Source organism: Modestobacter sp. I12A-02662 (assembly GCF_041028325.1).
Lineage (GTDB): Bacteria > Actinomycetota > Actinomycetes > Mycobacteriales > Geodermatophilaceae > Modestobacter.
On record NZ_JABGDE010000001.1, the window covers coordinates 13,419 to 39,925 of the forward strand.

Consider the following 26,507-nt stretch of genomic DNA (forward strand, 5'->3'; position numbering starts at 1 on the left):
CGGCGGTACCGTCCGGTGCATGGCGCCCCCCGGGCTCCCCGCCGCTCCACCGGTCTTCGTGCGACTGGCCGCGCACCCGCTGCGCTGGCGGTTGCTCGCCGAGCTCGCGTGCAGCGACCTCCGGGTCCGCGAGCTGGTCGCCCAGGTCGACCAACCGCAGAACCTGGTCTCCTACCACCTGCGGCTCCTGCGCGACGGCGGCCTGGTCACCGCCACGCGCAGCAGCTCCGACGGCCGGGACAGCTACTACCACCTGGACCTGGACCGCTGCGCGGAGGAGCTGACCGCCAGCGGGGCCGCGCTGCACCCCGCGCTGCGCGGGCCCGGGGCGCCGCCGAGCCAGCCGGCGCCCCGACGTCGTGCCGTGCTGTTCGTCTGCACCGGCAACAGTGCCCGTTCGGTCACCGCCGAGGCACTGCTGCGCCACCACACCGACGGCACCGTGGTCGCGGCGAGCGCCGGAACCCGCCCCAGGCCGGCCCTGCACCCGCAAGCCGTCCGGGTGCTGCGCGAGCGGTTCGGCATCGACGTCGCCGACCAGCGACCCCGCCACCTGGACGACCTGGCCGGGCGCGCGTTCGACCAGGTCATCACCTTGTGCGACAAGGCCCGCGAGGCGTGCCCGGAGCTCCCTGGCCACCCGCGGCGGGCCCATTGGAGCGTTCCCGACCCGGCCGCGGCCGAAGACACCGGCGATGCCGGCCGGGCCGTCTTCGAGCGCACCGCCGCGGACATCGACACCCGCGTCCGACACCTGCTGTCCGTCCTCGCCGTCCCCGCCACCAGGAGGAACCGTCGTGACCCCACCTGAGCAGTACGCCAGCGTCCGGTACCTCGTCACCGACGTCCAGGCGGCGATCGACTTCTACACCGGCCACCTCGGGTTCACCCTCAACGGTCGCGGCGGGTCCGCCTTCGCCGACGTGGTCCGCGGCCCGCTGCGGCTCCTGCTCTCCGGACCCGCCAGCTCGGGCGCCCGCGCCACCCCCGACGATGCCGCGACCGCGGGCCGCAACCGCATCCACCTCGTCGTCGACGACCTGGACGCCGCGATCGAGCGGCTGCGCGACGCCGGTCTGCCCTTCCGCAGCGACGTGGTCACCGGCCCCGGGGGGCGCCAGGTCCTGCTCGCCGACCCCGACGGGAACCTGGTCGAGCTGTTCCAGCCCGCCCGACCAGCCACGACGTGACCACACCGACGTGAGCATGCCGACGTGAGCGACCCCGGCAGGTGCGACCGCCGTGCCCAGGCGGGCGCGCCCGGTCAGGCCGCGGCAGCCGGTCGGCCGGGCATCAGCGGTGGCCCTGCCAGCGCATGAGGCCCAGCCCCAGCCCGGCCAGCACGATCGCGCAGACGCAGGTCCAGGTCCACACCCGGTCCACGCGGTCACCCAGCACGAGCAACACCACCAGGGCCACCGCCCACAGCAGGGCGCCGAGCTGCACCACCCGGGCGGTGTCGACCTGCAGCGGCGGCGGCGAGGGGCGGGACGGCGCGGGCACGACCCGACCCTAGGCCCTGCGGCGCAGGTCACGGCGCTGCGACAGCTGATCTTCCTCCTCCTGTGTGGCACGCTGTCGCCGCTCGCAGCCACCCACGCCGGGCGGTCGGCCGGTGCCCGAGGCCCCGCGCCCACCCCGGCCGCGTCCCGAGGGGTCACCCATGCCCGACAGGTCCCGTCCCCACCGACCGTCCCCGTCGGGAACGCAATCGGCCGGCGACACCAGCGGCGAGGCGGTGCTCGACTCCTCGGCCCCCCGGCGCAGCCCCGGCCCGACGATCCGGCCGAAGAACGGCCTGGACCGCTACTTCCAGATCAGTGCGCGGCGGTCGACGGTCACCCGTGAGGTCCGCGGTGGGCTGACCACGTTCTTCACGATGGCCTACATCGTGGTGCTGAACCCGATCATCCTGTCCGGCGCGGACATCAACGGGACGACGCTGTCCTTCGCCTCCGTGGCCGCCGTGACCGCCGTCGTCGCCGGTGTGCTGACCGTGGCGATGGGCGTGATCGGCCGCTACCCGCTCGCCCTGGCCACCGGGCTGGGCATCAACGCGGTGGTCGCCGTCTACGCGGCGACCCAGCTGTCCTGGCCGGAGATCATGGGCCTGGTCGTCCTCGAGGGCCTGCTGATCATGGTCCTGGTGCTCACCGGTTTCCGGCGGGCCGTCTTCGAGGCCATCCCGCCCCAGCTGAAGACCTCCATCGCGGTGGGCATCGGTTTCTTCCTCACCATCATCGGGTTGGCCGACGCCGGGATCATCCGCCCCGGCAACCCGCTGATCAGCTTCGGTGACAACGGCGTGCTGGCCGGCTGGCCGATGCTGACCTTCGTCGTCGGCCTGCTGCTGACCAGCGTGCTCGTGGTGCGCCGGGTCAAGGGCGCCCTGCTCATCGGGATCATCGCCACCACGGTGTTCGCGATCGTCGTCGAGGCGATCGCCGGGGTCGGCCCGCGCTTCGGCGCCGACGGGGCGACCAACCCGCGGGGCTGGGCGCTGCAGGTGCCCACCTGGCCGGACACCTGGTTCGCCCTGCCGGACCTGTCCCTGATCGGGCAGTTCTCGCTGTTCGGCGGCTTCGACCGGATCGGCGTCATCGCGGCGCTGCTCATCGTCTTCTCGATCATGATCGCCGACTTCTTCGACACCGTCGGCACGGTCACCGCCGTCGGCGCCGAGGCCGGTCTGCTGGACGAGAAGCGCAACCTGCCCCGCTCCCAGCCGGTGCTGGTCGTCGACTCGCTGGCCGCGGCGGCCGGTGGCGCCGCGAGCGTCTCGTCCAACACCACGTACATCGAGAGCGCCGCCGGTGTCGGTGACGGTGCGCGCACCGGGCTGGCCAGCGTGGTGACCGGCATCGTCTTCCTGGTCGCCGCCTTCTTCACCCCGCTGGTGCAGGTCGTGCCCTCCGAGGCGGCCGCACCGGTGCTGGTGATCGTCGGCGCGATGATGATCAGCCAGGTGCGCGAGCTGGTCCTGGACGACATGTCCCTGGTCATCCCCGCGTTCCTGACGATCGCGCTGATGCCGTTCACCTACTCCATCACCAACGGCATCGGGGCCGGGATCGTCAGCTACGTGCTGCTGCGCGTGGCCACCGGACGCGGCCGGGACGTGCACCCGCTGATGTGGGTGGTGGCGGCCGTGTTCGTCGTCTACTTCGCGCTCGACCCGATCCAGCAGCTCTTCTGAGGAAGGACCCCCTGCCCGCCCCGGAGGAGCGGGGCGGGCGGGGGGCCGGTCGTTAGGTAGGCTACGGAGCGTGGGCAGGACGACGCTGGACACCGCGGTGCTGGCCCATGACCTCCGGCTGGCCGTCATGCGGTTCTCCCGACGGCTGCGCAACCAGCGCGTCGACACGTCGGTGACCCTCACCCACCTGGCCGCGCTCTCGACGCTCAAGCGGCACGGGCCGATGAGCCCCGGTGAGCTCGCCGGCCACGAGCGGGTGCAGCCGCCGTCGATGACCCGCGTGGTGGTCGCGCTGGAGTCCAAGGGCCTGGTCACCCGGACGCCGCACCCGACCGACGGCCGGCAGGTCGTCATCGACCTCACCCCGGCGGCCGAGGAGCTGCTGGTCGAGGAGGTCCGCGCCCGGGAGGCGTGGCTGACCGGCCAGCTGCAGCAGCTGACCGCCGAGGAGCGCAGCACCCTGCGCGAGGCCTCGACGATCATGGACAAGCTCGCCAGTGGGTGACCCCCACGCCCGCTGAGCCACCACCCCGGCGGACCGGCATGTTCCGGTCGCTGAGCGTCCCCAACTTCCGGCTCTACGTCTCGGCCAACCTGGTCAGCCAGATCGGCACCTGGATGCAGCGCATCGGCCAGGACTGGCTGGTGCTGCAGCTGTCCGAGGACAGCGGCGTCGCCCTGGGGGTGACCACGGCGCTGCAGTTCGGTCCCACCCTGCTGTTCAGCTTCTACGGCGGCGTGCTCGCCGACCGGTACGACAAGCGCCGGATCCTGCTGCTCACCCAGACCGTGATGGGCCTGCTCGCCCTGGGGCTGGGCCTGCTGGTCGCCGCGGACGCGGCCGCGCTGTGGCACGTGTACGTGCTGGCCGCGGCGCTCGGCGTCGCCTCCTCCCTCGACACCCCGGCCCGGCAGTCGTTCGTCTCGGAGATGGTCGGCCCCGAGCACCTGGCCAACGCCGTCAGCCTCAACTCCACCGCCTTCAACGCCGCCCGGCTGATCGGCCCCGCGGTGGCCGGCGCGCTGATCGCGGCCTCCGGCGGCGACACCGCCCCGGCCTTCCTGGTGAACGCGGGCAGCTTCGCCACCACGATCACCGCGCTGCTGTGCATGCGCACCGCCGACCTGCGGCCCAGCGCGCCCGTGCCGCGGTCCCGGGGGCAGCTCCGCCAGACCGTCGCCTACACCCGGCAGCACCCCGACCTGCTGCTGGCCATGCTGCTCGCGTTCACCGTGGGCACCTTCGGCTTCAACTCCCAGATCACCATCGCGCTGATGGCGCGCGAGGTGTTCGACCTGGGCGCCGGGGCGTTCGGCCTGCTGTCCACCGCGTACGCCGTCGGGTCGCTCAGCGGCGCGCTGCTGTCGACCCGGCGCAGCCGGCGGCCCCTGCAGCGCTTCCTGGTCGTCTCGGCCGTCGTCTTCGGCGTGCTGCTCGTGGTCAGCGGGCTCATGGGCACCTACTACGCGTTCGCCGCGGTGCTCGTCCCCACCGGCGCGGCCGCGCTGGTGTTCAGCGTGGCCTGCAACAGCTTCGTCCAACTGGGCGTCGAGCCGCAGATGCGCGGCAGGGTGCTCGCGCTCTACTTCATGTGCTTCATGGGCGGCACACCCGTCGGTGCGCCGCTGATCGGCTGGGTCTCCGAGCAGTTCGGCGCCCCGTGGGGCCTCATCGGTGGCGGGCTGGTCTGCGTGGTCGTGGCGGCCGGCGCCGGCGCGGTCCTGTCCCGCGGCCGGCACGTGCGGCTTGAGCTGCACGTCGTCCCGCCGAGCCTGCAGCTGCACGTCGCCCCGGCGGGTCCGGACGGCGCGACGGCAGCCCTGGCCGACGAGGCCGACGGCGAGGTCCCGGGCGAGCAGCCGTCCCGTGACCGGGTGCGCCGACCCGCGAGGTGACCGGTTGCGTTGAGCCGGTCACGTTGTGATCAAGGTCCCGGGAGTCGTACGGTCCACCCGTGCCCTCGGGAGGGTGGGTCTCCGCGGACGTCGGGACGTCGCTGCTGCGTCTCGGCGGTTCTGGCGCGCTCGTGATCGGCGGCTGCGCGGTGCTCGTGCTCGTCCTGCGGTGGCTGACCGGTGAGCTGCTGCGCCAGTGGGCGCGCCGGCGCCGCCGTCGCTCCCTGCCTCGCCACCCCGAGCGCCACCCGTCGCCCGCGCTCGCCCAACGCCGCGCCCGGCACCCCTCCGCGCACCACTCGACCGGTCCGCAGCCGGTGGCCCCTCCGCAGACCGGCCCGCGGCCGGTGTCCCGGCCGCGCCGCCCCATCGAGGTCGTCGCCGCCGACCTGCGCCGGCTCACCCGCGAGCTGGCGGTCGTGCCCGGCGGCGGACCGATGACACGGCGCAGCGGGCTGCTGGCCGCCTACGACGACGTGCTCGCCGAGGCCGCCGAGCTCCTGGAGGTCGCCGAGCAGCTCAGCACCTCGCCCCCGGCCGCGCGGGAGCCTGAGCGGCGCCGGCTGCTCGCCCTGCTGTCAGCCCGCGGGCTGGTGGTGGGCGACTGAGCAGCTCCGCCGTCCCGGCGTCGGCGGGCCGGCTGTTCCTCGCCGTCGACCCCTCGCCGGCGGCGGTGGCGGCGCTCGACTCCGCGCTGGAGCCGCTGCGCGCCGTGCCCGGTGGTCCGCGCTGGACCCCGCCGGAGCGCTGGCACCTCACCCTGGTCTTCCTCGGCGACGTCCCGGCGGCGGCGCTCGAGCCGCTGGTGGGCGCGGTCGCCCCGGTGGTCGCGGCGACGCCGCCGCTGGCGCTGCGGCTCGCGGGGGGTGGGCGCTTCGGCTCGCGCCGTCGTCCGGCGGTCTTCTGGGCCGGGCTGGACGGCGACGTGCGGCTGCTCGCCGACCTCGCCCGCCGCCTCGCCACAGCGGTGCGGGGCGTCGGCCTGCCGGTGGAGGAGCGGCCGTTCCGGGCGCACCTCACGGTGGGCCGCTGGCGCCCGGGGCGGCCCGCGGACGGCGACCTGCCCGAGCGGCTGGCCGGCACCCGCGGACCGGCATGGCCGGTGACCGAGGTGGTGCTCTGGCGCAGCCGGCTGGGCCCGGCGCCCCGCTACGACCGGGTCGCCGCCTGGCCGGTCGGCTGAGTCGTCTAGGACCAGTCGCCCAGGACCGAGTCCTCACGGCTGGTCTCCCAGCCGGCGTCGATGGTGCCCAGGCACAGCCGGGCGACGGACAGCCCGCTGCGCCCCGGGTGCGGCTGGTCCAGGGGGCGAGCCTGGCACCCTGTCCGTCGTGCCGCAGACCGCCCCGTCCACCGCGTTCGACACCGCCACCGCCGTCACCCGCTCCGCGGGCGGAGGGCTGGTCGCGGAGCTCGACCCGGGCTGGGACGTCGGCGGCGGCGTGCTCAACGGCGGATACCTGCTCGCCGTCGCCGCCCGGGCAGCGGTGCTCGAGTCCCCGCACGTGCACCCGGTCGCGCTGTCGGCCAGCTACCTGCGTGCGCCGTCGGCCGGGCCCGCGTCGCTCACCGTCGTCCCCGGCCCCGCCGGCCGCACGCTGGCGCACGCCTCCGTCGTCCTGTCCGACGCGGCCGGCCCGGCGCTGACCGTGCAGGCGACGACGGCGACGCTCGGGGACGACGCCCCGTCGTACGCCGCGCCGATGCCGGCGGCCACCCCGGTCGAGCAGTGCGTCTCGATCGCCGGCAACGCGCACCTGGCGCCGTCCGCCGTCAGCGTCCCCGGGCTGTCCCGCCGGGTGGAGACCCGGCTGGACCCGCTGACGTCGGGCTGGGCCGTCGGCCGGCCGGGGGAGGAGCCGCTGATGCGGGCCTGGCTGCGCTTCGCCGACGACCGGGAGCCCGACCCGCTCGCGCTGGTGACCTTCGCCGACGCGCTGCCGCCGACGAGCTGGGCGCTGGGCCGGTTCGGCTGGGCGCCGACGGTGCAGCTGCAGGTGCTGGTGCGGGCGCTGCCGGCGGCGGGCTGGTGCCTGGTCGAGGCCCGGGCGGGGGAGATCGCCGGTGGCTGGCTCGACGAGGACTACCGGATCTGGGACGCCACCGGCCGGCTGGTCGCGCAGAGCCGACAGCTCGCCCGGGCGCCGCGGTCCTGACCGGGGTCGGGCCGGTCCGCGGGCGAGGTCAGGAGCGCACCGGCTCCGGCCGGCCGGCCGGCGAGGGCGCGCTCTCCCAGGTGCCCGCCGCCGGGTGAGGGCCGGCGAGCCGCCGCGCGAGGACCAGGGCGGACACGAAGAGCCCGAGGGCGAAGGTCAGCTCCGGCCACTCGCCGAAGGTGACGACCGGCCCGATCTCGACCGAGGACACCCAGATGAAGCGGATCGCCCGGTAGGCGAAGAGCAGCCCGAAGCAGGTGGTGACGAACAGCGGCGGGGACAGCAGCCGCAGCACCCGGGCGCGCACCAGCGGCCGCTCCGTGCGGGTCAGCCACGGCAGCACGAGCCCCGCCGCGCCGAGGACCAGCTGCAGCCAGTTGCCGATCCGCTGCACCGGGAACGCGGTGATGTTGTGGAGGTTGGTCTCGTTCTGGTGGTTCACCGCGGCCAGCTCGCTGGGCGTGCTCCAGTCGAAGATCCGCTGTCCCCAGGAGATCTCCTCACCGGCGATGCCGAAGATCCCGAGCGCGCCGATGGCCAGCAGCAGGCAGCCGACCCGGTCCCCGCGCCGGGCCGACCGCCAGCCGGCGACGGCGAAGAGCACCGAGGCCAGGGCGAACAAGGTGACCTGGACCCACTCGAGGGGCCCGTCCTCCCGCACGAGCCCGGTGAACAGCGGGCGGTGCAGGAGGGTCGCCGCCACGACGACGGCGCCGACGACCGGCAGCCAGAGGACCGACCGGGAGATCCGCCGGTCCACCCCTTCGACCCGGGCGTCGCGGTCGACCTCCCGCAGGGTCGTGTGGGTCAGCGTGGCGATGCTCGTCACCGGTGGTCTCCTCAGGTCCGTGCCACCCGGAAAGCGTCGTGTGCATCGAGCAGCGCACAAGGATGTCCACCGGCGATCCGGCGGGAGAAGTGCTGCCCGGTCCACGCCACCCGCCCGGGTGATCGGCGGGGACCCGGCAGGAGGAGCGCCCCTCAGGCGTCTTGGCGCAGGACGGTGGCCGGGTCGGCCCGGTCGGCGGCGCGCTGCGCGTAGAGCGCCGCGAGCGCCGCGACGGCGAGGACGACGACGGCGCCGCTCGCCACGGCCGCCTCCGGCAGGTCGAGCAGCGGGGTCGGCGGCCGCAGCAGGTCGACGTCCAGCCGCCGGTACACCAGCGTCACCGCGGCGGCGGCGAGCACGTTCCCGAGCACCAGCCCGGCGACCGCCACGCCGGCGAGCTCGGCTCCCAGCGACCGCAGGTGCGCGGTGCGGGCCAGCCCCATCCGGCGGGCCATCACGTAGCCCGAGACCCGGCTGCGGGAGCGCGCCTCCAGGTACAGCAGCAGCCCGCCGACGGCGATCACCCCCACGAACACGGCCAGCGCCGAGAGGTAACCGAAGGTCCAGGTGATGCCGAGGAAGTTCGCGTTGGTCTGGACGAGCCCGGGCTCGATCTGCCGGCTCACCCGGCCGCCGGCGTCGACCAGGGCGTCGATCGCCGGCCCGGCCGGGCCGTTGGTCCAGATCTCGGCGACCGGCGCGGCCCCGGCGGTGCGCTGCACCTCCGGCAGGCGGTCGGCCGCGACCAGCACCACCGGCCCGGCGCCGCGGTCGCCCGGCAGCACGCGGGCCCGCGCGACCACCTCCGCGGGCACCGGCAGCCGGCCCAGCCGCAGGTCCGGATCGCCGGCGGGCAGGCCGGCGGCGACCACGGGGACCCGGCCGTCCACCGCCGGGCCGTCGAGGGCGGCGGCGAGGTCGGTCAGCGGCTCGTCGGCGAACGAGTCGTCCCAGAACGCGGTCCCGGCGAACGTGCCCGGGTCGACGGCGAGCACCTGGACGTCGGTCCGGCGCCCCTCGACGGCCGCGCTGCCCGCGTAGCGGACCACGTAGGTGCCCACCGCGGGGACGGCCGGCGGCGGCGCGAACCGGGAGACCGAGGTGACCGCCCGGGCGGCCCCGATCTGCACGCCGACCTTGGCGTCCAGCGTCGCCCGGGAGCTCGTCGTCAGGGTCGCGGTGTACCCCAGGACGGCGACCGGCAGGGTCACCGCGACCAGCAGCGTCGCCGTGGCCAGGCGGGCGGCGGCCAGCCGGTTGACGGCGAGGAAGACCGCGGGCGAGCGGCGCCCGGCCCACCGGCGCAGCCGCGGGAGCAGCGCGGTCAGCAGCCGGCCCAGCAGCACGGCCGCCCCGGCCGTGGCCAGCAGCGGGAAGGCGACCAGCAGCCCGTTGACCTGGGCGACGCCGCCCTCGCTGACGACGGCGTCCCGGTCCTGCAGGAGCACCCAGCACCAGGCGGCCGCACCCAGCAGCGCCAGTTCCCAGGGCACCCGGGCCGGCCAGTGCGGGCCGTGCCCCAGCGGCCGCTCGGCCGTGCTGCGGGCCCGGAGCCCGGCGACGACGGCGGCGGCCCCCAGCCCGACGACGAACGCGGCGACCCCCGCCCAGGCGGCGGCCGTCGTCGCGGAGGGGTCGAGGTCGTCGGCCGGGCCAAGGGCCGCGATCAGCAGCCGGGACCCCGCCCAGCCCAGCGCGGCGCCGGCCAGCGCGGGCAGCCCGAGCTCCAGCGCCGCCTTGCCGGCCAGCGGCACCGGCCCGACGCCGCGGGCGGCCAGCAGCCGCACCTCGGCGGCCCGGCGGTCGGCCCAGAAGCTGCCGGCCGCCGCCACGAGCACCAGGGCGAGCAGTGCGCCGGCCACCGCGACCGGGACGACCGGCCCGCGCAGCCCGGACTCGATCCGCTGCCCGCCGTCCAGGGCCGCGGCGAGCCGGTCGTCGACCCCGCCGCCGGTCCAGGTCGGCGGGGGAGCGGCGGTCGCGGCGACCAGCGCCCGGTCCGCCTCGTCGAGCAGCTCCCGGGTGCGGGCGGCGGTCAGGGACGCGGCGTCGGTGGGCACCTGCTCGAACACCGTGAGGAACCCGGCGCCGACGGCGACGCGGGAGAACGTCGCCTCGTCGGTGGCCAGCGCCAGGGCCGGCGGGGGGACGTCGCTCGAGGCCCGGTTGAGGAAGAGGTCGTCCCAGTCGCACCAGTAGGCGCCCGGGTCGGTCTCGAACAGGTCGGTGTAGATGCCGGTGACGGGGACCGGCACCCCGGACAGGGTGATCTCCTCGCCGACGGCGGCGTCGGCGGCCGTGGCGTAGGAGGCCGGCAGCCACACGCCCGGGCCGGGCGTGGAGTCGAGCACCTCGACGTGGCCGGGGACGTCGGGCCGCCACAGCAGGGTGGCCGGCTGGCTCACCGCCTCGCCGGTCGGCGACCGGACGAGCATCCCCGACTGCTGGTTGCCGCTCACGCCCAGCGACCGGTCGACGAGCAGCACGCGCCGGCTCTCCCGGCCCTGCGCGGCCCAGCCCCGCCGCAGCACGTCGGCGTCGGCGGCGACCTGCTCCGGGGACCGGCCGGCCAGGTCGCTGAGGCTCCCGCCGGTCGTCCGCCAGCCGGCCTCTGCGCACTGCGGCGCGAGCTGCTGCTGCAGCGCGGCGGAGCGGGCCGAGGAGAGGAAAAGCGGCGCGGACGCCAGCGCGCAGGCGAGGATCGCGGTGGTCACCACGACCGCGACCACCGCGGCCGGCTGCCGCAGCCCGAGCAGCGGCGCGCGGGTCCAGGGCGCCAGCCGCCACAGGGCGGCCCGCCGTCCTGCCGACCCCGCCGTCGTCCCGCTCCGCCGCGAGCGGGTCAGCTCGCTCACCGTGGTGGGCCCTCGGTGATCCGCCCGTCGCGCATCGACAGCACCCGGTCGGCGCGCGCCCAGGCGATCTCGTCGTGCGTGGCGACCAGCACGGCCGCGCCGTCCCGGGCGGCGGCGACGACGGCGTCGAGCAGCCGGTCGGCGGAGTCGCGGTCCTGGTGGGCGGTGGGCTCGTCGGCCAGCAGCACGCCCGGGCGCAGCAGCAGCGCGCGGGCGACCGCGGCCCGCTGCTGCTCGCCGAGTGAGGCCTGGGAGGGGTAGCGGTCGGCGAGGTGGTCGAGGCCGAAGTCGGCCAGCAGGGCGGCGGCGCGTCCCTGCTCCGCGGCGGCGGTGCCGCGCAGCCGGGCCGGGAGCAGCACGTTGTCCAGCAGGCTCAGCTCGGCGACCAGGCCCAGCGCCTGGGGGACGAGCGCCAGCTCGGGCCAGCCGAGGGTGTCCGGACGGCGGTCGGCCGGCAGCCCGGAGTACGCCAGCCGTCCCGCGTCGGCGGTCTCCCAGCCGCACAGCAGGGCCAGCAGCGTGCTCTTGCCCGAGCCCGACGGCCCGACCAGCGCGACGAGCTCCCCGGCTGCCACGGTCAGGTCCACGCCGGCCAGGGCATGGACGGTCTCGGCGTCGCGCCGGTACCGCTTCACCAGGCCGGTGCCGGTGAACCCGCCGGTCACCCCTCCACCAGCCGGCCGTGGTCGAGGCGGACGAAGCCGTCGGCGATCGCCATCACCCGGGGGTCGTGCGAGGACAGCACGAAGCCGACGCCGCTCGCCGCGAGGTCCTCCATCGCTCCCAGCACCCGCTCGGCGGCCGCGGTGTCGAGCTCGGCCGTCGGCTCGTCGGCCACCACCAGCGCCGGGTCGCCGACCACGCCGCAGGCCACGGCGAGGCGTTGCTGCTCGCCGCCGGAGAGCTGGGCGGGGTGGTGGTCGGCCCGGTCGCGGAGACCCAGCCGGTCGAGCAGCGCCAGCGCCGCGTCGGGGCCCACCGGTGCGCCGCGCAGCTGGGCCGCCACGCGGACCTGGGCCACCGCGTCGAGGTAGGGGAGCAGGTTGTCCCCGGGCCGCTGGAACAGGTAGGCCACCTCGCGCCGGCGCAGTCGGCGGCGCGCCCGCGCGCGCAGCCGGTCGACCCGCTGCCCGGCGACGAGCACCTCGCCCCGGTCGGGGGAGTCGATGCAGGCGAGCAGGCGCAGCAGCGAGGACTTGCCCGAGCCGGACGGCCCGACCACGACGGTGACCCGGGCCCGGGGGACGGCCAGCGTGACGTCGTCGAGCGCGGTCACCGACTCGGTCGCCGTCCGGTAGGTCTTCCCGACGCCCCGGCACGCCGCGGCCGGGGTCAGGTCGGCCGGAGCGGTGAAGACGGGGGCGGCCAGCGGGTCGTCGGCCAGGCGGAACCCCTCGGGACCGGTCATCGAGCGGAGCTTAGGGCCCGCCGAGCCACGTCCCGGGGCACCTCGACCCGCCGGTCCCGGCACTGCCGGGACGAGCCGGGTCCGTCAGCGCAGGGCGGCCGCGAGCGCCGAGCCGAGGGCGTCGCCGGACCGCCAGGCCCCCTCCACCTTCGACGGCGCGGACCAGCCGTCCCCGCAGAGGCCGATGCCCCCGTCGAGCGCGAACGGCGCCTCCCGGGGCGCCGTGGGGCGGGCGTGGCTCCACCGGTGCACGTGGGTCCAGGCCGGCTCCTCGGCGATCCCGAGCATCCGGCGCACCGCTCCGGCCACCTGGGGCCCGGCGGCACCGGGGTCGTCGAGGTGCCGGGCGGCGAACGCGGCGGTGGTGTGGGCCACGAGCACGGGCGCGCCGTCCCCGCGCCGGTCGCCGTCGTCGGCGACCCACTCCAGCACCGGGTGGTCGTGCACGAAGGCGCCGTGCAGGTCCGCGGGCCACTGCCGGGCCGGCCAGCCCAGTGCGACGGCCAGGGCCGGCTGCCAGGAGCCGGGGTCCAGCGCCCGGGCCACGGGGGCGCCGGGTGCGAGCAGCCGCGCGGCCTGCGGGTCGGGCATCGCGAGGACGACCGCGCCGACCGGCTCCGCGTCGACGGCGGGGCCTGCGGTCACCGTGGTCACGGCGCGTTCCTGTTCGACGTCCAGTTCCCGCGCGAGGTCGACGACCAGCGTGCGCAGCCCGCCGGGCGTGCCGAAGCGCAGCGGGCCGGTCGTGGTCCGCTCCAGCCCGTCCGGGCCGGCGACGGCGAACGTGTCGGTCCAGGGGGCGGCCAGCCCGCGCCGGACCCAGTCCGCCACCACCGCCTCGAACGGGGAGCCCGGGGAGGCGGTCAGGTACGAGGCGCCGAGGTCGACCGGCCGCCCCGCCAGGGTCCGGCCGCCCATCCGGCCCCCGGGGCGGCGGCCCCGGTCGACCACCCGCACCGGCACCCCGGCCGCCCTGAGGGCGCGGGCGCAGGCGACGCCGGAGATGCCGGCGCCCACCACGGTCGTCGTCTCGTCGCCCACGGCTCCGATCCTGCGGGTCCCCGTCCGGTACCGCCCGCCGGGCGACCGGGATGATCGTCGGCGTGCCCGTCGAGCCCGAGCTGATCACCGACCCGGCCGACGAGCGGGTCGCCGACTTCCGCGACCTGGTGGCCGGGGACCGCCGTCCCGGCACGGAGCGGGGCACCGGACCGGTCATCGTGGAGGGCGTGCCGGCCGTGCAGCGGCTGCTGGCCTCGCCGTACCGGGTGCGCGCGGTGTTCGGCGTCCCCGGCCGGGTGGCCGCGCTGGACCTGCCCGACGGCGTCCCGGCCTACGAGGCGGACAAGTGGGTGGTCTCCGACGTCATCGGCTTCCGGCTCACCCGGGGCGTGGTGGCCTCGGCCGACCGCCGCCCGCCCGCCGACCTGGACGCGCTGCTCACCGGGCCGGACCCCGCCGCACCGCGGCGACTGGCCGTGCTCGAGGCGCTCAACGACCACGAGAACCTCGGCTCCATCGCCCGCTCCGCGGTCGCGCTGGGGGTCGACGGGCTGCTGCTGGACCCGCAGTGCGCCGATCCGCTGTACCGGCGGGCGGTGCGGGTCTCCATGGGGCACGTCCTGGCCCTGCCGTTCGCCGTCCTGCCGGACTGGCCGGGCGGTCTGGCCCGCCTGCACGCGGCCGGCTACCTCACCGTGGCGCTCACCCCGGCCGAGGACGCCGTCGACCTGGCCGCGGTCGACCCGGTGGCGCACCCGCGCACCGCCGTCCTGCTCGGTGCGGAGGGGCCGGGGCTGACCCCTGAGACCCAGGCCGCCGCGCGGGTGCGGGCGCGGATCCCGATGAGCAGCGGCGTGGACTCCCTCGGTGTGGCCGCCGCCGCCGCGGTCGCCTTCGCCGCCCTGCGGTCGTGACGTGCTGGAGCGGCCCCCTTGCAGGGTCCCGCCGCGAGCGTGCGAGCGGTGGGGGGCAAGGGGGTCCTTCATCAGCCGCGGAGCGAGAGCCGGGCGAGCGCGGCGCGCGCCTGCTCGGCGAACTGCGGGTTGCACATCAGGTCGTAGCGGGCGGCCACCACCTGGCTGGTGCTGGTGAAGTCGCGCCGGCCGCGGGTGGCCGAGTAGCCGACGGCGCCGAACACCGCGCCGAACACCAGACCGATGAGCAGGCCGGTGACGACCGACCCCACCCAGCTGCTGCCGTCGGGGGCGAAGATGCCCAGCAGCAGGCCGACGAACAGGCCGAACCAGGCGCCGCTGGCGGCACCCGCGCCGATCGCCCGGCCCCAGCTGAGCCGGCCGGTGACCCGCTCGACCATCCGCAGGTCGCTGCCGATGATCGTGACGTTCTCCACCGGGAACTTCTCGTCGGACAGGAAGTCGACCGCTCGCTGGGCTCGCTGGTAGTCCTCGTAGGAACCCACCTGCACGCCACCGAGGGGCATGGACACCGAAGCTGACACGTCCGTCTCCGTTCGCAAGGGTCTGGCGGGACGACCGGAGGACCCGGCCGTCGCCCTGCCACCTGGAACGACCACCGGGAAGGCGCTGTTCCACCGGCTCCTACAGCCGGGTCGGTCGGCCTCCCTGCAGGGTCCCGCCGCGAGCGTGCGAGCGGTGGGGGGCAAGGGGGCCTTCCTCAGACCAGGCTGTCGACCCAGGCGCGGTGCAGGTCGGCGAACCGGCCGCCGCCGCCCACCAGCTCGGCCGGCGGGCCGTCCTCGACGATCCGCCCGGCGTCCATCACCAGCACCCGGTCGGCGATCTCCACGGTGGACAGCCGGTGCGCGATGATCAGCGCGGTCCGGTCGGCCAGCAGCGTCTGCAGCGCCCGCTGCACCAGCCGCTCGCTGGGCACGTCGAGGGAGCTGGTGGCCTCGTCCAGCACCAGCACGGCCGGGTCGGCGAGGAACGCGCGGGCGAAGCCGACCACCTGCCGCTGCCCCGCCGACAGCCGCCCGCCGCGCTTGTGCACGTCGGTGTCGTAGCCGTCGGGCAGCGCCCGGATGAAGGTGTCCGCGCCGATCGCCCGCGCCGCGGCCTCGATCTCCGCGCGGCCGGCGTCGGGCCGGCCGAAGGAGATGTTGTCCGCGACGGAGCCGGTGAACAGGAAGCCCTCCTGGGTCACCATCACCACGGCCCGCCGCAGGTCGGCGTCGGCGATCCGGTGCAGCGGGACGCCGTCGAGCCGGACCTCGCCCTCCAGCGGGTCGTGGAAGCGGGCCGCCAGCCGGGCCAGGGTCGACTTGCCGGCCCCGGTGACGCCGACCAGCGCCACGGTCTGCCCGGCCGGGATCCTCAGGTCCAGCCCCGGCAGCACCGTCGCCCCGCCGTAGCCGAACCGCACGCCGTCGAAGACCAGCTCGCCGGCCGCGTCCCGCACCGGCACCGGGTCGGGGGGCTCGGGCACCGTCGAGCGCTCCTCCAGCACCCCCGACAGCTTCTCCAGCGCCGCGTTCGCCGACTGGTAGCTGTTGTAGAAGATCGCGATGTCCTGCAGCGGGTCGAAGAACCGGCGCAGGTACAGCAGGAACGACACCAGGACGCCGACCGCCAGGTCGCCGTCCATCACCCGCAGCGCGCCGTGGCCGAGCACCGCGACGGTGACCAGGTTGCCGATCAGCGTCACCGCCGGCATGAACACCGCCACCAGCCAGAAGGCCCGGTGGTGGGCCTGCCGGTTGTCCTCGTTCAGCGCGGCGTGCAGCTGGTCGTTGCGGCCCTCCCGGCGGAACGCCTGCACGGCCCGGATGCCGCCGAAGGTCTCGGTGAACTGCACGATCAGCGCGGCCACGGTCTGCCGGGTGCGCCGGTAGGCGACCGTCGAGCTGCGCTGGAACCAGCGGGCGAGCAGGAACAGCAGCGGGAAGCCCAGCAGCGCGACCAGCCCCAGCGGCAGGTCGAGCACCAGCAGGACGACGCCGATCGCGAGCACGCTGAACAGCGCGGTCAGCAGCCCGTCGAGCCCCTCGTCGAGCAGCTCGGCGAGCGCCTCGACGTCACTGGTCAGCCGGCTGATCGTCTTCCCCGAGGTGTACCGCTCGTGGAAGGACAGCGGCAGCTGCTGCACGTGCCGGAACACCCGCCGCCGCAGGGTCAGCAGCACCTCCTGACCGACCCGGCCGGAGCCCATCAGGAACACGTAGCGGAGCCCGGTGTCGGCCAGCGCGGCGCCGACCATCGCCAGGGTCACCCAGACCAGCGGCCCGGCGTCCCCGGCCAGCAGCGCCGGGACGGCGGAGTCGATGCCGACCCCGACGAGGAACGGGCCGGCCAGCCAGGCCAGGTTCTGCGCGGTCAGCACGGCCAGCAGCGCCCACAGCGCGCGGCGGTGCGGGCGCAGCAGCTCGCCGAGCAGCCGCCGGGACCGGCCGCGCAGGAAGGAGCTCGCCGAGGCGCTGAGCTCGTCGGCGTCCTCGGTGGCGACGCCCCGCCAGTCGGCGTGCGCGTCGGCCGGCGCGCCGTGCCCCGTGGTCCCGGCCGCTCCGGAGCCGGGCGTGGTCATCCCCGTCCTCCCTCGCCCGCGCCGGCCAGCTCCGACTGCGACGCCAGCAGTTCCCGGTAGACCGGCACCTCGGCGAGCAGGTCCGGATGCCGCCCGACCGCGGTGATCCGGCCGTGCTCCAGCAGGGCCACCCGGTCGGCGAGCAGCACCGTGGAGGCGCGGTGGGCGACCACCAGCGCGGTGGTCGCGGCGAGGACCTCGCGCAGCGCCCGCTCGACCAGGGCCTCGGTGTGCACGTCCAGCGCCGACAGCGGGTCGTCGAGGACCAGCACCGACGGCCGGCCGAGGACCGCCCGGGCCAGCGCGAGCCGCTGGCGCTGACCGCCGGACAGCGACAGGCCCTGCTCGCCGATCCGGGTGTCCAGCCCCCAGGGCAGCTCGTGCGCGAACTCCGCCTGGGCCACCCGCAGCGCCTCGGCGACCTCCTCCTCGGTCGCGTCCGGCCGGCCGAGGGCCACGTTCTCCCGGACGCTCATCGAGAACAGCGTCGCGTCCTCGAACGCCGTCGCGACCACGCTGCGCAGCTGGGCGAGCGGCAGGTCGCGGACGTCGTGCCCGTCGAGCGTGACCCGCCCACCGGTGACGTCCTGCAGCCGGGCGACCAGGGAGGTCATCGTCGTCTTGCCCGAGCCGGTGGCGCCGACCAGGGCGACCGTCTCACCGGGGGCGACCTCGAGGTCGACGTCGGTGAGCACCGGGGAGCCCGCGCCGGGGAAGCGGAAGCCGACGTGCTCGAAGCGCAGCCGCGCCGGGGTGCCGACCGGCCGGGGCACCGCGCCGGGACGGTCGGTGACGGTCAGCGGGGCGTCGAGCAGCTCCCCGATCCGGTCGCAGGCGCTGGCGGTCTCCTGCGCCTGGGCGAGCAGGAAGCCCAGCGACAGGATCGGCCACAGCAGCACGGTGAAGAGCGCGACGAAGCCGACCAGCCCGCCGACGGTCAGCGCTCCGCTGCCCACGGCCAGCGAGCCGCCGACCAGGATGACCGCCAGCGTGACCTGCGGGTGGAACTCGAACAGGCACCAGATGAGCGCCAGGGTGCGCACCTTGCCGAGCTCGAGCTCGCGCAGCCGGACCGCCTTGCGGTCGTACCGCCCGAAGACCAGCCCGCTGCGGCCCAGCGACCTGACCACCCGGACGCCCTGGACGGCCTCCTCCACGTCGGTGGCGAGGTCGCCCTGCTCGTCCTGCACCCGCCGGGACTGCTCGTTGTACCGCGCCTCCCAGCGCGACCCGACGAGCACCAGCGGGAGGCTCGTGGCCAGCACCGCCACGCCCAGCGGCCAGTGGGCGAGCACCAGCATCGCGCTCACGACGACGCAGGTGACCAGGTTGACCACGAGGAAGACCGCGCCGAACCCGACGAACCGCCGGACGGTGGTCACGTCGGAGGTCGCCCGGGACAGCAGCTGCCCCGAGGACCAGCCGTCGTGGAAGGCGACCGGCAGCCGCTGCAGCCGCCGGTACAGGGTGTCGCGCAGGTCCCGCTCGATCTGCAGGCAGCTGACGTTCATCGCCCAGCGGCGCAGGAAGAACAGCGCCGCCTCGGCCAGCCCGAAGACCAGCGCCAGCGCCAGCAGCGGGACCAGGCCGGCGCGGTCGCCGTCGGCGATCGGCCCGTCGACGACCGCCTCGGTGACCAGCGGGACGACCAGCTGGGCCAGCGTGGCCAGCAGCGCGCCCAGGAAGGTGAGCAGCAGCAGGCCGCGGTAGGGGCGGGCGAACGGCCAGAGCCGCGCCAGCGCCGAGAGCCGCCCCCGCACCCTTCCCGGCGGGGCGGCGGTCTCGGTCATGGTCAGCCGAGGCTAAGCCGGGGGAGGCGACGGTCCGAACGAATTACGCCGGTGGCCTCCCTGCAGGGGCCCGCCGCGAGCTTGCGAGGGGTGGGGAGCAGGGAGGTCCTTCAGCGGTGGCGACGCACCCCGAAGACGATGTCCTCCCACGCCGGGATGCGGGCGCGGGGGTCCTCCTCCTCGACGTCGGAGAGCCGGCCGAGCACCACGGTGTCCTGGGTGTCCGGGTCGACGCCGTCGTAGGGGGAGCCGTACGGGTCGGGGTGGTCGAGGCCGCCCTCGGCCGGCTCGACCGGGGTGCCGTCGGAGGGGACGACGTCGGTCACGTCGTCCGCGGAGCCGAGCTCCTCCTCGACGAGGTCCCCGGCCTCGGTGACCTCGGCCGGCGCGCCCAGCACGGAGATGCCGCGCCGGTGGACCGGGGCGGCCGGCAGCCCGGCGGGGACGTCCGGGACCACCCGGACCAGCCGGGTGCCCTCGGCGAAGTCGGACGTCGTCGCGTCGATCGGCGTGACGGTCTTGGCGGGGATGTCGTAGCTCCAGCGGGTGGTGCCCGACTTGTGGCCGCCCCGCCAGGCCGCGCGCACGTGCCAGGTGCCGTCGTCGCTGCGGTGCGCGTCCCAGCTGACGGCGTCGAGGTCGGCCCCGAGCAGCCGCAGCCGCTCGGCCATGAACTGCTCCAGCGGGACGCCGGGGGTCCCCTCGCTCAGCCGCACCCGCGCGTCGCGGGCCTGCTCGGCGACCCGCTCGCGCTCCTGCAGCACCGGGTGGGCGAAGCGCATGATCCGCTCGACGCTGGTGCCGGACGCGGCGGCGACCTGCTCGGGGGTCTCACCGGCGCGGATCCGGGCCTGGATCAGCCGCGGCGGCAGCGCCTCGCTCGACTCCGGGGAGGGCCGGCCGGGCTTCGGGTCGACGCGCAGGGTGGTCCGCAACCGGTCGTCGACGGGCAGCTCGAACCGCTCGCCGTCCTCGTCGGACCCGGGCTCGTCGAGGGTCAGCACCAGGCGCCGGCCGTCGTCGGAGAGCGCCACGAGGCGCAGAGCGCGCATGAGCGGGCGACCTCCAGCAGTGGCTCGGTGCGGACCGGGAAGGCGGACCAGCGCCCACGCTATCGGCGCGCCGTCGACCCGGGCGGCCGACACGCCCGGTGCGGCGCGTCGGCTCGACAACGGGCGCCCCGCCGTGCCGGACGCCGGGCGAGCGCGCGGTCGCACGGCGTGCGGGCTCCCGAGACAATGGCCACCTCCGGTCCCCGGGACAGGCCGGAGGTCACGTGCCGGAAACACCCACGGTGGATGGTGGGACCGATGTCCGGCGCAGCGCGGCGCCGCACCAGGACGAGGAGGAGTGCTCGTGTGCGGCATCTCCGGTGAGATCCGGTTCGACGGCGGCGTCGCCGACATGGCCGCCGTCGCGGCGATGTGCGACCAGCTGCAGCGGCGCGGACCCGACGGCTCCGGCGGGTGGCAGGCCGGCCCGGTCGCGCTCGGCCACCGGCGGCTCAAGATCATCGACCTGACCGACGCCGGCGCCCAGCCGATGGTCGACGCCGAGCTCGGGCTGACCATGGTCTTCAACGGGATCATCTACAACTACAAGGAGCTGCGGGCGGAGCTGCAGGGCCTCGGCTACCGCTTCTTCTCCACCTCCGACACCGAGGTTGTGCTCAAGGCCTACCACCGCTGGGGCGCCGCCTGCGTCGAGCGCCTGCTCGGCATGTTCGCCTTCGTCGTGGTGGAACGGGCCACCGGCCGGGTGGTCCTGGCCCGCGACCGGTTCGGCATCAAGCCGCTCTACCTCAGCCGGGGCCCCGGCCGGCTGCGCTTCGCCTCCTCGCTGCCGGCGCTGGTCCGCGCCGGCGGCGTCGACACGAGCATCGACCCGGTGGCGCTGCACCACTACATGTCCTTCCACGCCGTCGTCCCGGCGCCGCGGACGATCCTGCGCGGCGTCGGCAAGCTGCCCCCGGCGACGGTGCGCACGTACGAGCCCGACGGCCGGGAGTCGAACTGGGAGTACTGGCGCCCGGTGCACGAGCGGCGTCCCGACCTCGCCGGCCTCGACCCGGTCGAGTGGCAGGAGCGGGTGCTCGAGCAGCTGCGGATCGCGGTGCGCCGGCGGATGGTCGCCGACGTCCCGGTCGGGGTGCTGCTGTCCGGCGGCCTGGACTCCAGCCTCGTCGTCGGGCTGCTCGCCGAGGAGGGGCAGCGGGGCCTGGCCACCTTCTCCATCGGCTTCGAGGCGGTGGGGGAGCGGTCGGGCGACGAGTTCGTGTACTCCGACGTCATCGCCGAGACCTTCGCCACCGACCACCACCGGCTGATGGTGCCCAGCGCCGACGTGCACGCCGGACTCGACGGCGCGATCGGCGCGATGAGCGAGCCGCAGGTCAGCCACGACGCGGTCGCCTTCTACCTGCTGTCCCAGCAGGTCAGCCAGCACGTCAAGGTGGTGCAGAGCGGCCAGGGCGCCGACGAGGTGATGGCCGGGTACGACTGGTACCCGCCGCTGGACGGCGTGCCGGTCGAGCGGGCGGTCGACGCCTACACGGAGGTGTTCGTCGACCGCCCGCACGACGTGCTGGCCGGCATCCTGTCCGACCGGTGGCTGACCGGGGAGGACGTCAGCCGGCAGTTCGTCGCCGAGCACTTCGCCCGGCCGGGCGCCGAGACGACGCTGGACAAGGCGCTGCGGCTCGACTCCACGATCATGCTGGTCGACGACCCGGTGAAGCGGGTCGACAACATGACGATGGCGTGGGGGCTGGAGGCGCGGGTGCCGTTCCTCGACCACGAGTTCGCCGAGCTGGCGGCCGCCGTCCCCCCGGAGCTCAAGCTGGCGCACGGCGGGAAGGGCGTGCTCAAGGACGCCGCCCGCGCGGTGATCCCGGCCGACGTGATCGACCGGCCCAAGGGCTACTTCCCGGTGCCGGCGATCATCGACCTGCAGGGCGACTACCTGGAGACGGTGCGCGCGGCGCTGCACGCCCCGGAGGCGCAGGAGCGGGGCCTGTTCCGCGCCGACTACGTCGAGCGGCTCCTGGCCCAGCCCAACGCCCACCGCACCACGCTGGGCGCCAACCAGCTCTGGCAGATCGGGCTGCTCGAGCTCTGGCTGCAGCGGCACGGGATCCGCTGACGTCGACAGTGCCGGGGCGGACCTGTCAGGCTGCCGCGCCACACTGCCGATCCCGACGGACGACGACGTCCTCCCGAGGGCTCGTGGGCCCATCCCGAGACGAGGAGGTGCCATGACCGACCTGGTGGCCGACCACCCGACCTCCGCCGCGCGCGCCGCCGGGCTGTCGATGGAGGTCCGCCTCGCGATCGCCGAGATCGCCGGCGCCTCCGGCGCCTGGTGCCCCACCCTGGCGCCCACCGGCGACCGGGTCGCCTACGTCAGCGACCGGTCCGGGCTGCCCCGGCTGGAGCTGGCCACGCTGGAGCAGCAGACCCCGCCCGCGGTGCTGTCCGGACCGGACGAGGAGGTCGTCTCGGTCGCCTGGTCGCCGGACGGCGAGTGGCTGGCCTACCTGGTGAGCCCCGGTGGCTCGATCTGCGCGCAGCTGTGGGCGGTGCGCCCCGACGGCAGCGACCGGCACCTGGTGGCCGGGGCGGACCCGCGGGCCACCGTCTTCGCCGGCGGCTGGACCGCGGCCCCCGGCCACTACGTCTGCTCGATCGCTCCCGGCGACGGGCCCGACGCCGACGTCGTGCTGGTCGACGTGGCGAGCGGGCGCCAGCGCACGCTGGCGTCGGGCGGCTTCCTCGCGGTCACCGCCGTCTCCGCCGACGAGCGCACCGTCCTCGCCCGCCGCGGGACGCGGGGGCACCGGCACGTGGTGCTCATCGACGTCGCCACCGGGGAGCAGCGGCCGGCCATCCCGCCGGGCGCCCCCGGCGGAGCGGCGTCCGAGGACGGCCGGTTCGCCCCCGACCTGCGCTCCCTGTTCCTGCGCGCCGCACTGCCGGCCCGGCCCGGCCTGCCCGGCAGCGACCGGGCCGGGCTGGTGCGGGTCCCGCTGGACGAGCACCGGGTGCCGGGACCGGCCGAGACGCTGGTGTCCCGCCCGGACGCCGACCTCGACGCCTACGCGGTCCGCGCCGACGGCACGGTGCTGTGCGTGTGGAACGCCGGCGGCGTCACCGAGGTGGAGGTGCGGGACCTGGCCGACGGGTCGCTGCGGCACGCGGTCCCGCTGCCGCAGCCGGTGATGCCCGGCTGGTCGCTGTCCTCCGACGGGCGCACGCTGCTCGCCGAGCTCACCGGACCGGGCGCGCCGCGGGCGCTGTGGCCGGTCCCGCTGGACGACGCCGGAACCAACCGCGCCCCGCTGCCCTCGACCCCGCGCTGGCCCGACCCCCGGCTGCTGGTCACCCCGCGGTTGAAGCGGTACGCCGCGCACGACGGCACCGAGCTGGAGGGCTGGCTGTACACCCCGCCCGGGGTCCACGGGCCCAACCGCACGGTGGTCACGTTCCACGGCGGACCGGAGGGGCAGGAGCGGCCGGACTTCCACCAGGTGGCCCAGTCGCTGGTCGCCGCCGGGCTCACCGTCTTCGGGCCCAACGTGCGCGGCTCGGGCGGGCGGGGCCGCGCGTTCATGGCCGCCGACGACCTGGCCGCGCGGGAGGGGTCGTTCACCGACGTCGTCGCCACCGTCGAGCACCTCGTCGCCGCGGGCATCGCGCTGCCCGGCCGGATCGGTGCGCACGGCTGGTCCTACGGCGGCTACCTCACCCTGGTCGCGCTGACCCGCTGGCCGGACCTGTTCGCCGCCGGCGCGACCCTGGCCGGGATGAGCGACCTGCGGACGTTCTTCGCCGGCACCGAGCCGTGGATGGCCGCCGCGTCGGTGACCGAGTACGGCGATCCGGTGACCGACCGGGATCTGCTCGCCGGGCTGTCGCCGATGACCACCCTGGACCGGATCACCGCGCCGGTGCTGCTCACCCACGGCGACCGGGACACCAACGTGCCGGTCCTGGAGTCGGTCCAGGCCCACCAGTCGCTCGCCGCCCGCGGCGCTCCCGCCGAGCTGCTCCTCCTGCGGGGGGAGGGCCACACGATCGTGGGACGCGAGAACCTGCTCGCCCTGTCCGAGCGGGTCGTCGAGTGGTTCGATCGCTGGTTGTGACCCCTTCGGCCCGATCGCGATGACCGACGCGGCCGGTGTCTTCGCCCGGTATCCGGGCGCCGCCCGCGACGAGGCCGTCGACGCCGACGGCCGGGTCCGCGCGGCCTACGGGCCGGTGGCCCGGGTGCTCCAGGAGCTGGGCGGGGTCGGCCTCACGGCGACGTCCGGCGCGATGGCCCAGGAGCGCCGGGTCCGCGGGGTGGTCTTCGGCTCCTTCGTCGACGGCCGGATGGTCGAGCGGGCCTTCCCGCTCTGCCCGGTGCCCCGCGTGGTGCCGGCCGAGGACTGGGCGCACCTGTCGGCCGGGGTCGAGCAGCGCACCCGGGCGCTGAACGCGTTCGTGGCCGACGTCTACCGCAAGGGCGGACGGCGGCGCACCGACCCGGACCCGCACGCGGACATCGTCCGGGCCGGGCTGGTGCCTGAGCGGGTGGTCACCGCCAGCCCCGGCAACCGGCCGGCCGCCGTCGGGTTCGCCGGGCCGGGGCAGCAGCGGATCACCGTCGCCGGGCTGGACCTGCTGCACGGGCCGCGGGGGTGGGTGGTGCTGGAGGACAACCTGCGGGTCCCCTCCGGCATCGGCTACGCGCTCGCCAACCGGGACAGCGGCCGGGCGGCGTTGCCGCAGCTCTACGGTCCGGCCGAGGCCGCGGGCCTGGTCGACCCCGGTGAGGCGGTGGCGCTGCTGCGGGCCGCGCTCGCCGACGCGGCGCCTCCCGCGTGCACGGGCACCCCGCAGGTGGCGCTGCTCAGCGACGGCCCGGGCAACACCGCCTGGTTCGAGCACCGGCTGCTCGCCGAGGCGATGGGCGTGCCGGTCGCCACCCCGTCGACGCTGTGGCCCACGCCGAGCGGCGGGCTGGCCGTGCAGGTGGCGGGGGAGCGGCTGCCGGTCGACGTCCTCTACCGGCGCTTCGACGAGGCCGACCTGGCCGCGCACCTGACCCCGCTCGGAACGCCCGTCGACGTCCTGCTCGCGGAGGCGGTCCGGGCCGGCCGGCTGGCGGTGGCCAACGTCCCCGGCAACGGCGTGGCCGACGACAAGGCGGTCTACCGCTACGTGCGGGAGATGATCCGCTTCTACCTCGGCGAGGAGCCGGTGCTCGCCGACGTGCCGACCTGGGTGCTGGCAGACGACGGTGACCGGGCCGAGGTCGCGGACCGGCTGCACGAGCTCGTGGTGAAGCCCGTCGACGGCTACGGCGGCGCCGGGGTCGTCTTCGGGCCGCACTGCTCCGCCGCCGAGCTCGCCGAGCTGCACGCCCTGGTCGCGGCGACCCCGCACCGGTTCGTGGCGCAGGAGCCGGTCGACTTCTCCACCGTGCCGACCGTCGTCGACGGGGTGGTGGTGCCGCGGCGCGCGGACCTGAGGGTCTTCGCCGTCGCCGGGCGGACGGCGACGCGGGCCCTGCCCGCGCCGCTGACCCGGGTGGCGTTGGAGGAGGGCTCGCTCCTGGTCAACTCCAGCCGCGGCGGCGGCAGCAAGGACACCTGGATCCTGCCCGGGTGAGGAAGGACCCCGTCCTCCTCATCCCTCGCAAGCTCGGGACGAGCCTCGGGACGGGGCCTTACAGCTTGCCGACGACGTGCTCGATGCAGGCGGTCAGGGCGCTGACGTCGTCCGGGTCGACCGCCGGGAACATGCCCACGCGCAGCTGGTTGCGGCCGAGCTTGCGGTACGGCTCCACGTCGACGACCCCGGCGGCGCGCAGCGTCTTCGCGACCAGCGCCGCGTCGACGGTCTCGTCGAAGTCGATCGTCCCCACGACCAGGGACCGCTGCGCCGGGTCGGTCACGAACGGCGTCGTGTACGCGGTCTTCTCCGCCCACTCGTACAGCCGGCCGGAGCTGTCCTGGCTGCGGGCGACCGCACCGGAGAGCCCGCCGAGTCCGAGCATCCACTCGATCTGGTCGGCGAGCAGGAACAGCGTCGCCACCGCGGGGGTGTTGTACGTCTGGTCCTTGCTGGAGTTGTCGACGGCGATCGACAGGTCGAGGAACCCCGGGATCCACCGCTCCGACGCCTTGATCTCGGCGACCCGCTCGAGCGCCGCCGCGGACATCAGCGCGACCCAGAGGCCGCCGTCGGAGGCGAAGGACTTCTGCGGGGCGAAGTAGTAGGCGTCGGTCTGCGCGACGTCGACCGGGAGCCCGCCGGCGCCGGAGGTGGCGTCGATGAGCACCAGGGCGTCGCCGTCGGCCCCGGCCGGGCGGACGACGGGCGCCATGACCCCGGTGGAGGTCTCGTTGTGCGCCCAGGCGTAGACGTCGACGCCGGCCTCCGCCTCGGGCAGCGCGAGCGACCCCGGCTCGGCCTTGGCGACCACCGGCGACTCGAGGAACGGGGCCTCGGCGACCGCGGAGGCGAACTTGGCGGAGAACTCGCCGTAGCTGCCGTGCGCGCTGCGCCGCCGCACCAGCCCGATGGTCGCGGCGTCCCAGAACGCGGTGGACCCGCCGTTGCCGAGCACCACCTGGTACCCCTCGGGCAGGTCGAACAGCTGGGTCAGGCCCTCGCGCACGCGCCGGACCAGGCCCTTCACCGGCGCCTGGCGGTGGGAGGTGCCCATCAGCGCGGCGCCGTCGGCCGCGAGGGCCTGCAGCGCCTCGGGCCGGACCTTGGACGGGCCGCACCCAAAGCGCCCGTCCTTCGGCAGCAGGTCGGTGGGGATGGTGATGCTCATGGGGGGTTGCCTCTCGATTCGTCGGCCCCACTGCAGGGGCCCGCCCCGAG

General features: G+C 75.9%; 23 protein-coding genes. 12 read left to right on the forward strand and 11 right to left on the reverse strand.

The window, feature by feature from the left end; all coding sequences use genetic code 11:
* Positions 1-19 precede the first annotated feature (19 nt).
* Together HL189_RS00080 and HL189_RS00085 are read left to right on the forward strand one after the other, a co-directional pair.
* Complete coding sequence (locus HL189_RS00080) at positions 20-811, forward strand: ArsR family transcriptional regulator (protein ID WP_369131652.1); 792 nt, start codon at positions 20-22, stop codon at positions 809-811.
* Entirely contained in the window at positions 798-1,190 is a 393-nt protein-coding gene (locus HL189_RS00085; protein ID WP_369131653.1) for a VOC family protein, read from the forward strand. The genes HL189_RS00080 and HL189_RS00085 overlap by 14 nt, the downstream gene beginning before the upstream one ends.
* A gap of 103 nt (positions 1,191-1,293) precedes the next feature.
* On the opposite strand, the gene HL189_RS00090 is transcribed toward HL189_RS00085, so the two are convergent.
* Positions 1,294-1,503, reverse strand: a complete 210-nt coding sequence (locus HL189_RS00090) for a DUF2530 domain-containing protein (RefSeq protein ID WP_369131654.1) — start codon at positions 1,501-1,503, stop codon at positions 1,294-1,296.
* A gap of 160 nt (positions 1,504-1,663) precedes the next feature.
* On the opposite strand from HL189_RS00090, the gene HL189_RS00095 reads away from it, so the two are divergent.
* The 6 genes from HL189_RS00095 to HL189_RS00120 all read left to right on the forward strand — a co-directional run bounded on the left by HL189_RS00095 (position 1,664) and on the right by HL189_RS00120 (position 7,248).
* The gene (locus tag HL189_RS00095; RefSeq protein WP_369131655.1) at positions 1,664-3,196 is read left to right on the forward strand and encodes an NCS2 family permease; all 1,533 of its coding nucleotides are present in this window, start codon (positions 1,664-1,666) and stop codon (positions 3,194-3,196) included.
* 70 nt (positions 3,197-3,266) lie between these two features.
* Positions 3,267-3,701, forward strand: coding sequence for a MarR family winged helix-turn-helix transcriptional regulator (locus HL189_RS00100; RefSeq protein ID WP_369131656.1), 435 nt, complete (start codon positions 3,267-3,269; stop codon positions 3,699-3,701).
* A 38-nt stretch (positions 3,702-3,739) separates the two neighbouring features.
* Complete coding sequence (locus HL189_RS00105) at positions 3,740-5,092, forward strand: MFS transporter (RefSeq protein WP_369131657.1); 1,353 nt, start codon at positions 3,740-3,742, stop codon at positions 5,090-5,092.
* A gap of 59 nt (positions 5,093-5,151) precedes the next feature.
* Entirely contained in the window at positions 5,152-5,700 is a 549-nt protein-coding gene (locus tag HL189_RS00110) for a hypothetical protein (RefSeq protein WP_369131658.1), read from the forward strand.
* Positions 5,701-5,732: 32 nt separating this feature from the next.
* Positions 5,733-6,275: an RNA 2',3'-cyclic phosphodiesterase gene (gene thpR, locus HL189_RS00115; RefSeq protein WP_369131712.1), complete on the forward strand. Its 543-nt coding sequence runs from the start codon at positions 5,733-5,735 to the stop codon at positions 6,273-6,275.
* Between the two features lie 148 nt (positions 6,276-6,423).
* Entirely contained in the window at positions 6,424-7,248 is an 825-nt protein-coding gene (locus tag HL189_RS00120) for an acyl-CoA thioesterase (protein WP_369131659.1), read from the forward strand.
* Between the two features lie 28 nt (positions 7,249-7,276).
* Here the strand turns inward: HL189_RS00120 and HL189_RS00125 are convergent, their stop codons facing one another.
* From HL189_RS00125 to HL189_RS00145, 5 genes are all read right to left on the reverse strand, one after another.
* Complete coding sequence (locus HL189_RS00125) at positions 7,277-8,077, reverse strand: hypothetical protein (RefSeq protein WP_369131660.1); 801 nt, start codon at positions 8,075-8,077, stop codon at positions 7,277-7,279.
* 152 nt (positions 8,078-8,229) lie between these two features.
* Entirely contained in the window at positions 8,230-10,932 is a 2,703-nt protein-coding gene (locus HL189_RS00130) for a hypothetical protein (RefSeq protein ID WP_369131661.1), read from the reverse strand.
* Positions 10,929-11,597 (reverse strand): ABC transporter ATP-binding protein, encoded by a 669-nt coding sequence (locus tag HL189_RS00135; RefSeq protein WP_369131662.1) that lies wholly within the window; start codon positions 11,595-11,597, stop codon positions 10,929-10,931. Before HL189_RS00135 ends, HL189_RS00130 begins: the two co-directional genes overlap by 4 nt.
* Entirely contained in the window at positions 11,594-12,340 is a 747-nt protein-coding gene (locus HL189_RS00140) for an ABC transporter ATP-binding protein (RefSeq protein ID WP_369131663.1), read from the reverse strand. The genes HL189_RS00135 and HL189_RS00140 overlap by 4 nt, the downstream gene beginning before the upstream one ends.
* An 84-nt stretch (positions 12,341-12,424) precedes the next feature.
* Positions 12,425-13,381 (reverse strand): NAD(P)/FAD-dependent oxidoreductase, encoded by a 957-nt coding sequence (locus HL189_RS00145; protein ID WP_369131664.1) that lies wholly within the window; start codon positions 13,379-13,381, stop codon positions 12,425-12,427.
* Positions 13,382-13,443: 62 nt separating this feature from the next.
* Here HL189_RS00145 and HL189_RS00150 point away from each other — a divergent pair, with 62 nt between their 5' ends.
* Positions 13,444-14,256 (forward strand): TrmH family RNA methyltransferase, encoded by an 813-nt coding sequence (locus HL189_RS00150; RefSeq protein ID WP_369131665.1) that lies wholly within the window; start codon positions 13,444-13,446, stop codon positions 14,254-14,256.
* 71 nt (positions 14,257-14,327) lie between these two features.
* Here the strand turns inward: HL189_RS00150 and HL189_RS00155 are convergent, their stop codons facing one another.
* From HL189_RS00155 to sepH, 4 genes are all read right to left on the reverse strand, one after another.
* The gene (locus HL189_RS00155) at positions 14,328-14,801 is read right to left on the reverse strand and encodes a general stress protein (protein ID WP_369131666.1); all 474 of its coding nucleotides are present in this window, start codon (positions 14,799-14,801) and stop codon (positions 14,328-14,330) included.
* A 176-nt stretch (positions 14,802-14,977) separates the two neighbouring features.
* Positions 14,978-16,843 carry an ABC transporter ATP-binding protein gene (locus HL189_RS00160; RefSeq protein ID WP_369131667.1) on the reverse strand — a complete coding sequence of 622 codons (1,866 nt, stop codon included), beginning with the start codon at positions 16,841-16,843 and terminating at the stop codon, positions 14,978-14,980.
* The gene (locus HL189_RS00165) at positions 16,840-18,633 is read right to left on the reverse strand and encodes an ABC transporter ATP-binding protein (protein ID WP_369131668.1); all 1,794 of its coding nucleotides are present in this window, start codon (positions 18,631-18,633) and stop codon (positions 16,840-16,842) included. Before HL189_RS00165 ends, HL189_RS00160 begins: the two co-directional genes overlap by 4 nt.
* 110 nt (positions 18,634-18,743) lie before the next feature.
* A complete protein-coding gene (sepH, locus tag HL189_RS00170) occupies positions 18,744-19,685 on the reverse strand; it encodes a septation protein SepH (protein ID WP_369131669.1) in 942 nt (313 codons plus the stop codon).
* A 304-nt stretch (positions 19,686-19,989) separates the two neighbouring features.
* On the opposite strand from sepH, the gene HL189_RS00175 reads away from it, so the two are divergent.
* From HL189_RS00175 to HL189_RS00185, 3 genes are all read left to right on the forward strand, one after another.
* Positions 19,990-21,774, forward strand: a complete 1,785-nt coding sequence (locus HL189_RS00175) for an N-acetylglutaminylglutamine amidotransferase (protein ID WP_369131670.1) — start codon at positions 19,990-19,992, stop codon at positions 21,772-21,774.
* A 112-nt stretch (positions 21,775-21,886) separates the two neighbouring features.
* Positions 21,887-23,773, forward strand: a complete 1,887-nt coding sequence (locus tag HL189_RS00180; RefSeq protein WP_369131671.1) for a prolyl oligopeptidase family serine peptidase — start codon at positions 21,887-21,889, stop codon at positions 23,771-23,773.
* A gap of 19 nt (positions 23,774-23,792) precedes the next feature.
* Complete coding sequence (locus tag HL189_RS00185) at positions 23,793-25,283, forward strand: circularly permuted type 2 ATP-grasp protein (protein WP_369131672.1); 1,491 nt, start codon at positions 23,793-23,795, stop codon at positions 25,281-25,283.
* Between the two features lie 58 nt (positions 25,284-25,341).
* On the opposite strand, the gene serC is transcribed toward HL189_RS00185, so the two are convergent.
* Positions 25,342-26,457 (reverse strand): phosphoserine transaminase, encoded by a 1,116-nt coding sequence (gene serC / locus HL189_RS00190; protein ID WP_369131673.1) that lies wholly within the window; start codon positions 26,455-26,457, stop codon positions 25,342-25,344.
* Between the last annotated feature and the right edge of the window lie 50 nt (positions 26,458-26,507).

Bases quoted from the DNA above. Each gene is read 5' to 3' on its own strand.
- HL189_RS00080 (WP_369131652.1), top strand. From the start codon at position 20: ATGGCGCCCCCCGGGCTCCCCGCCGCTCCACCGGTCTTCGTGCGACTG.
- HL189_RS00095 (WP_369131655.1), top strand. From the start codon at position 1,664: ATGCCCGACAGGTCCCGTCCCCACCGACCGTCCCCGTCGGGAACGCAA.
- HL189_RS00105 (WP_369131657.1), top strand. From the start codon at position 3,740: ATGTTCCGGTCGCTGAGCGTCCCCAACTTCCGGCTCTACGTCTCGGCC.
- HL189_RS00140 (WP_369131663.1), bottom strand. From the start codon at position 12,340: ATGACCGGTCCCGAGGGGTTCCGCCTGGCCGACGACCCGCTGGCCGCC.
- HL189_RS00160 (WP_369131667.1), bottom strand. From the start codon at position 16,843: ATGACCACGCCCGGCTCCGGAGCGGCCGGGACCACGGGGCACGGCGCG.
- HL189_RS00165 (WP_369131668.1), bottom strand. From the start codon at position 18,633: ATGACCGAGACCGCCGCCCCGCCGGGAAGGGTGCGGGGGCGGCTCTCG.
- sepH (WP_369131669.1), bottom strand. From the start codon at position 19,685: ATGCGCGCTCTGCGCCTCGTGGCGCTCTCCGACGACGGCCGGCGCCTG.
- HL189_RS00180 (WP_369131671.1), top strand. From the start codon at position 21,887: ATGACCGACCTGGTGGCCGACCACCCGACCTCCGCCGCGCGCGCCGCC.
- HL189_RS00185 (WP_369131672.1), top strand. From the start codon at position 23,793: ATGACCGACGCGGCCGGTGTCTTCGCCCGGTATCCGGGCGCCGCCCGC.
- serC (WP_369131673.1), bottom strand. From the start codon at position 26,457: ATGAGCATCACCATCCCCACCGACCTGCTGCCGAAGGACGGGCGCTTT.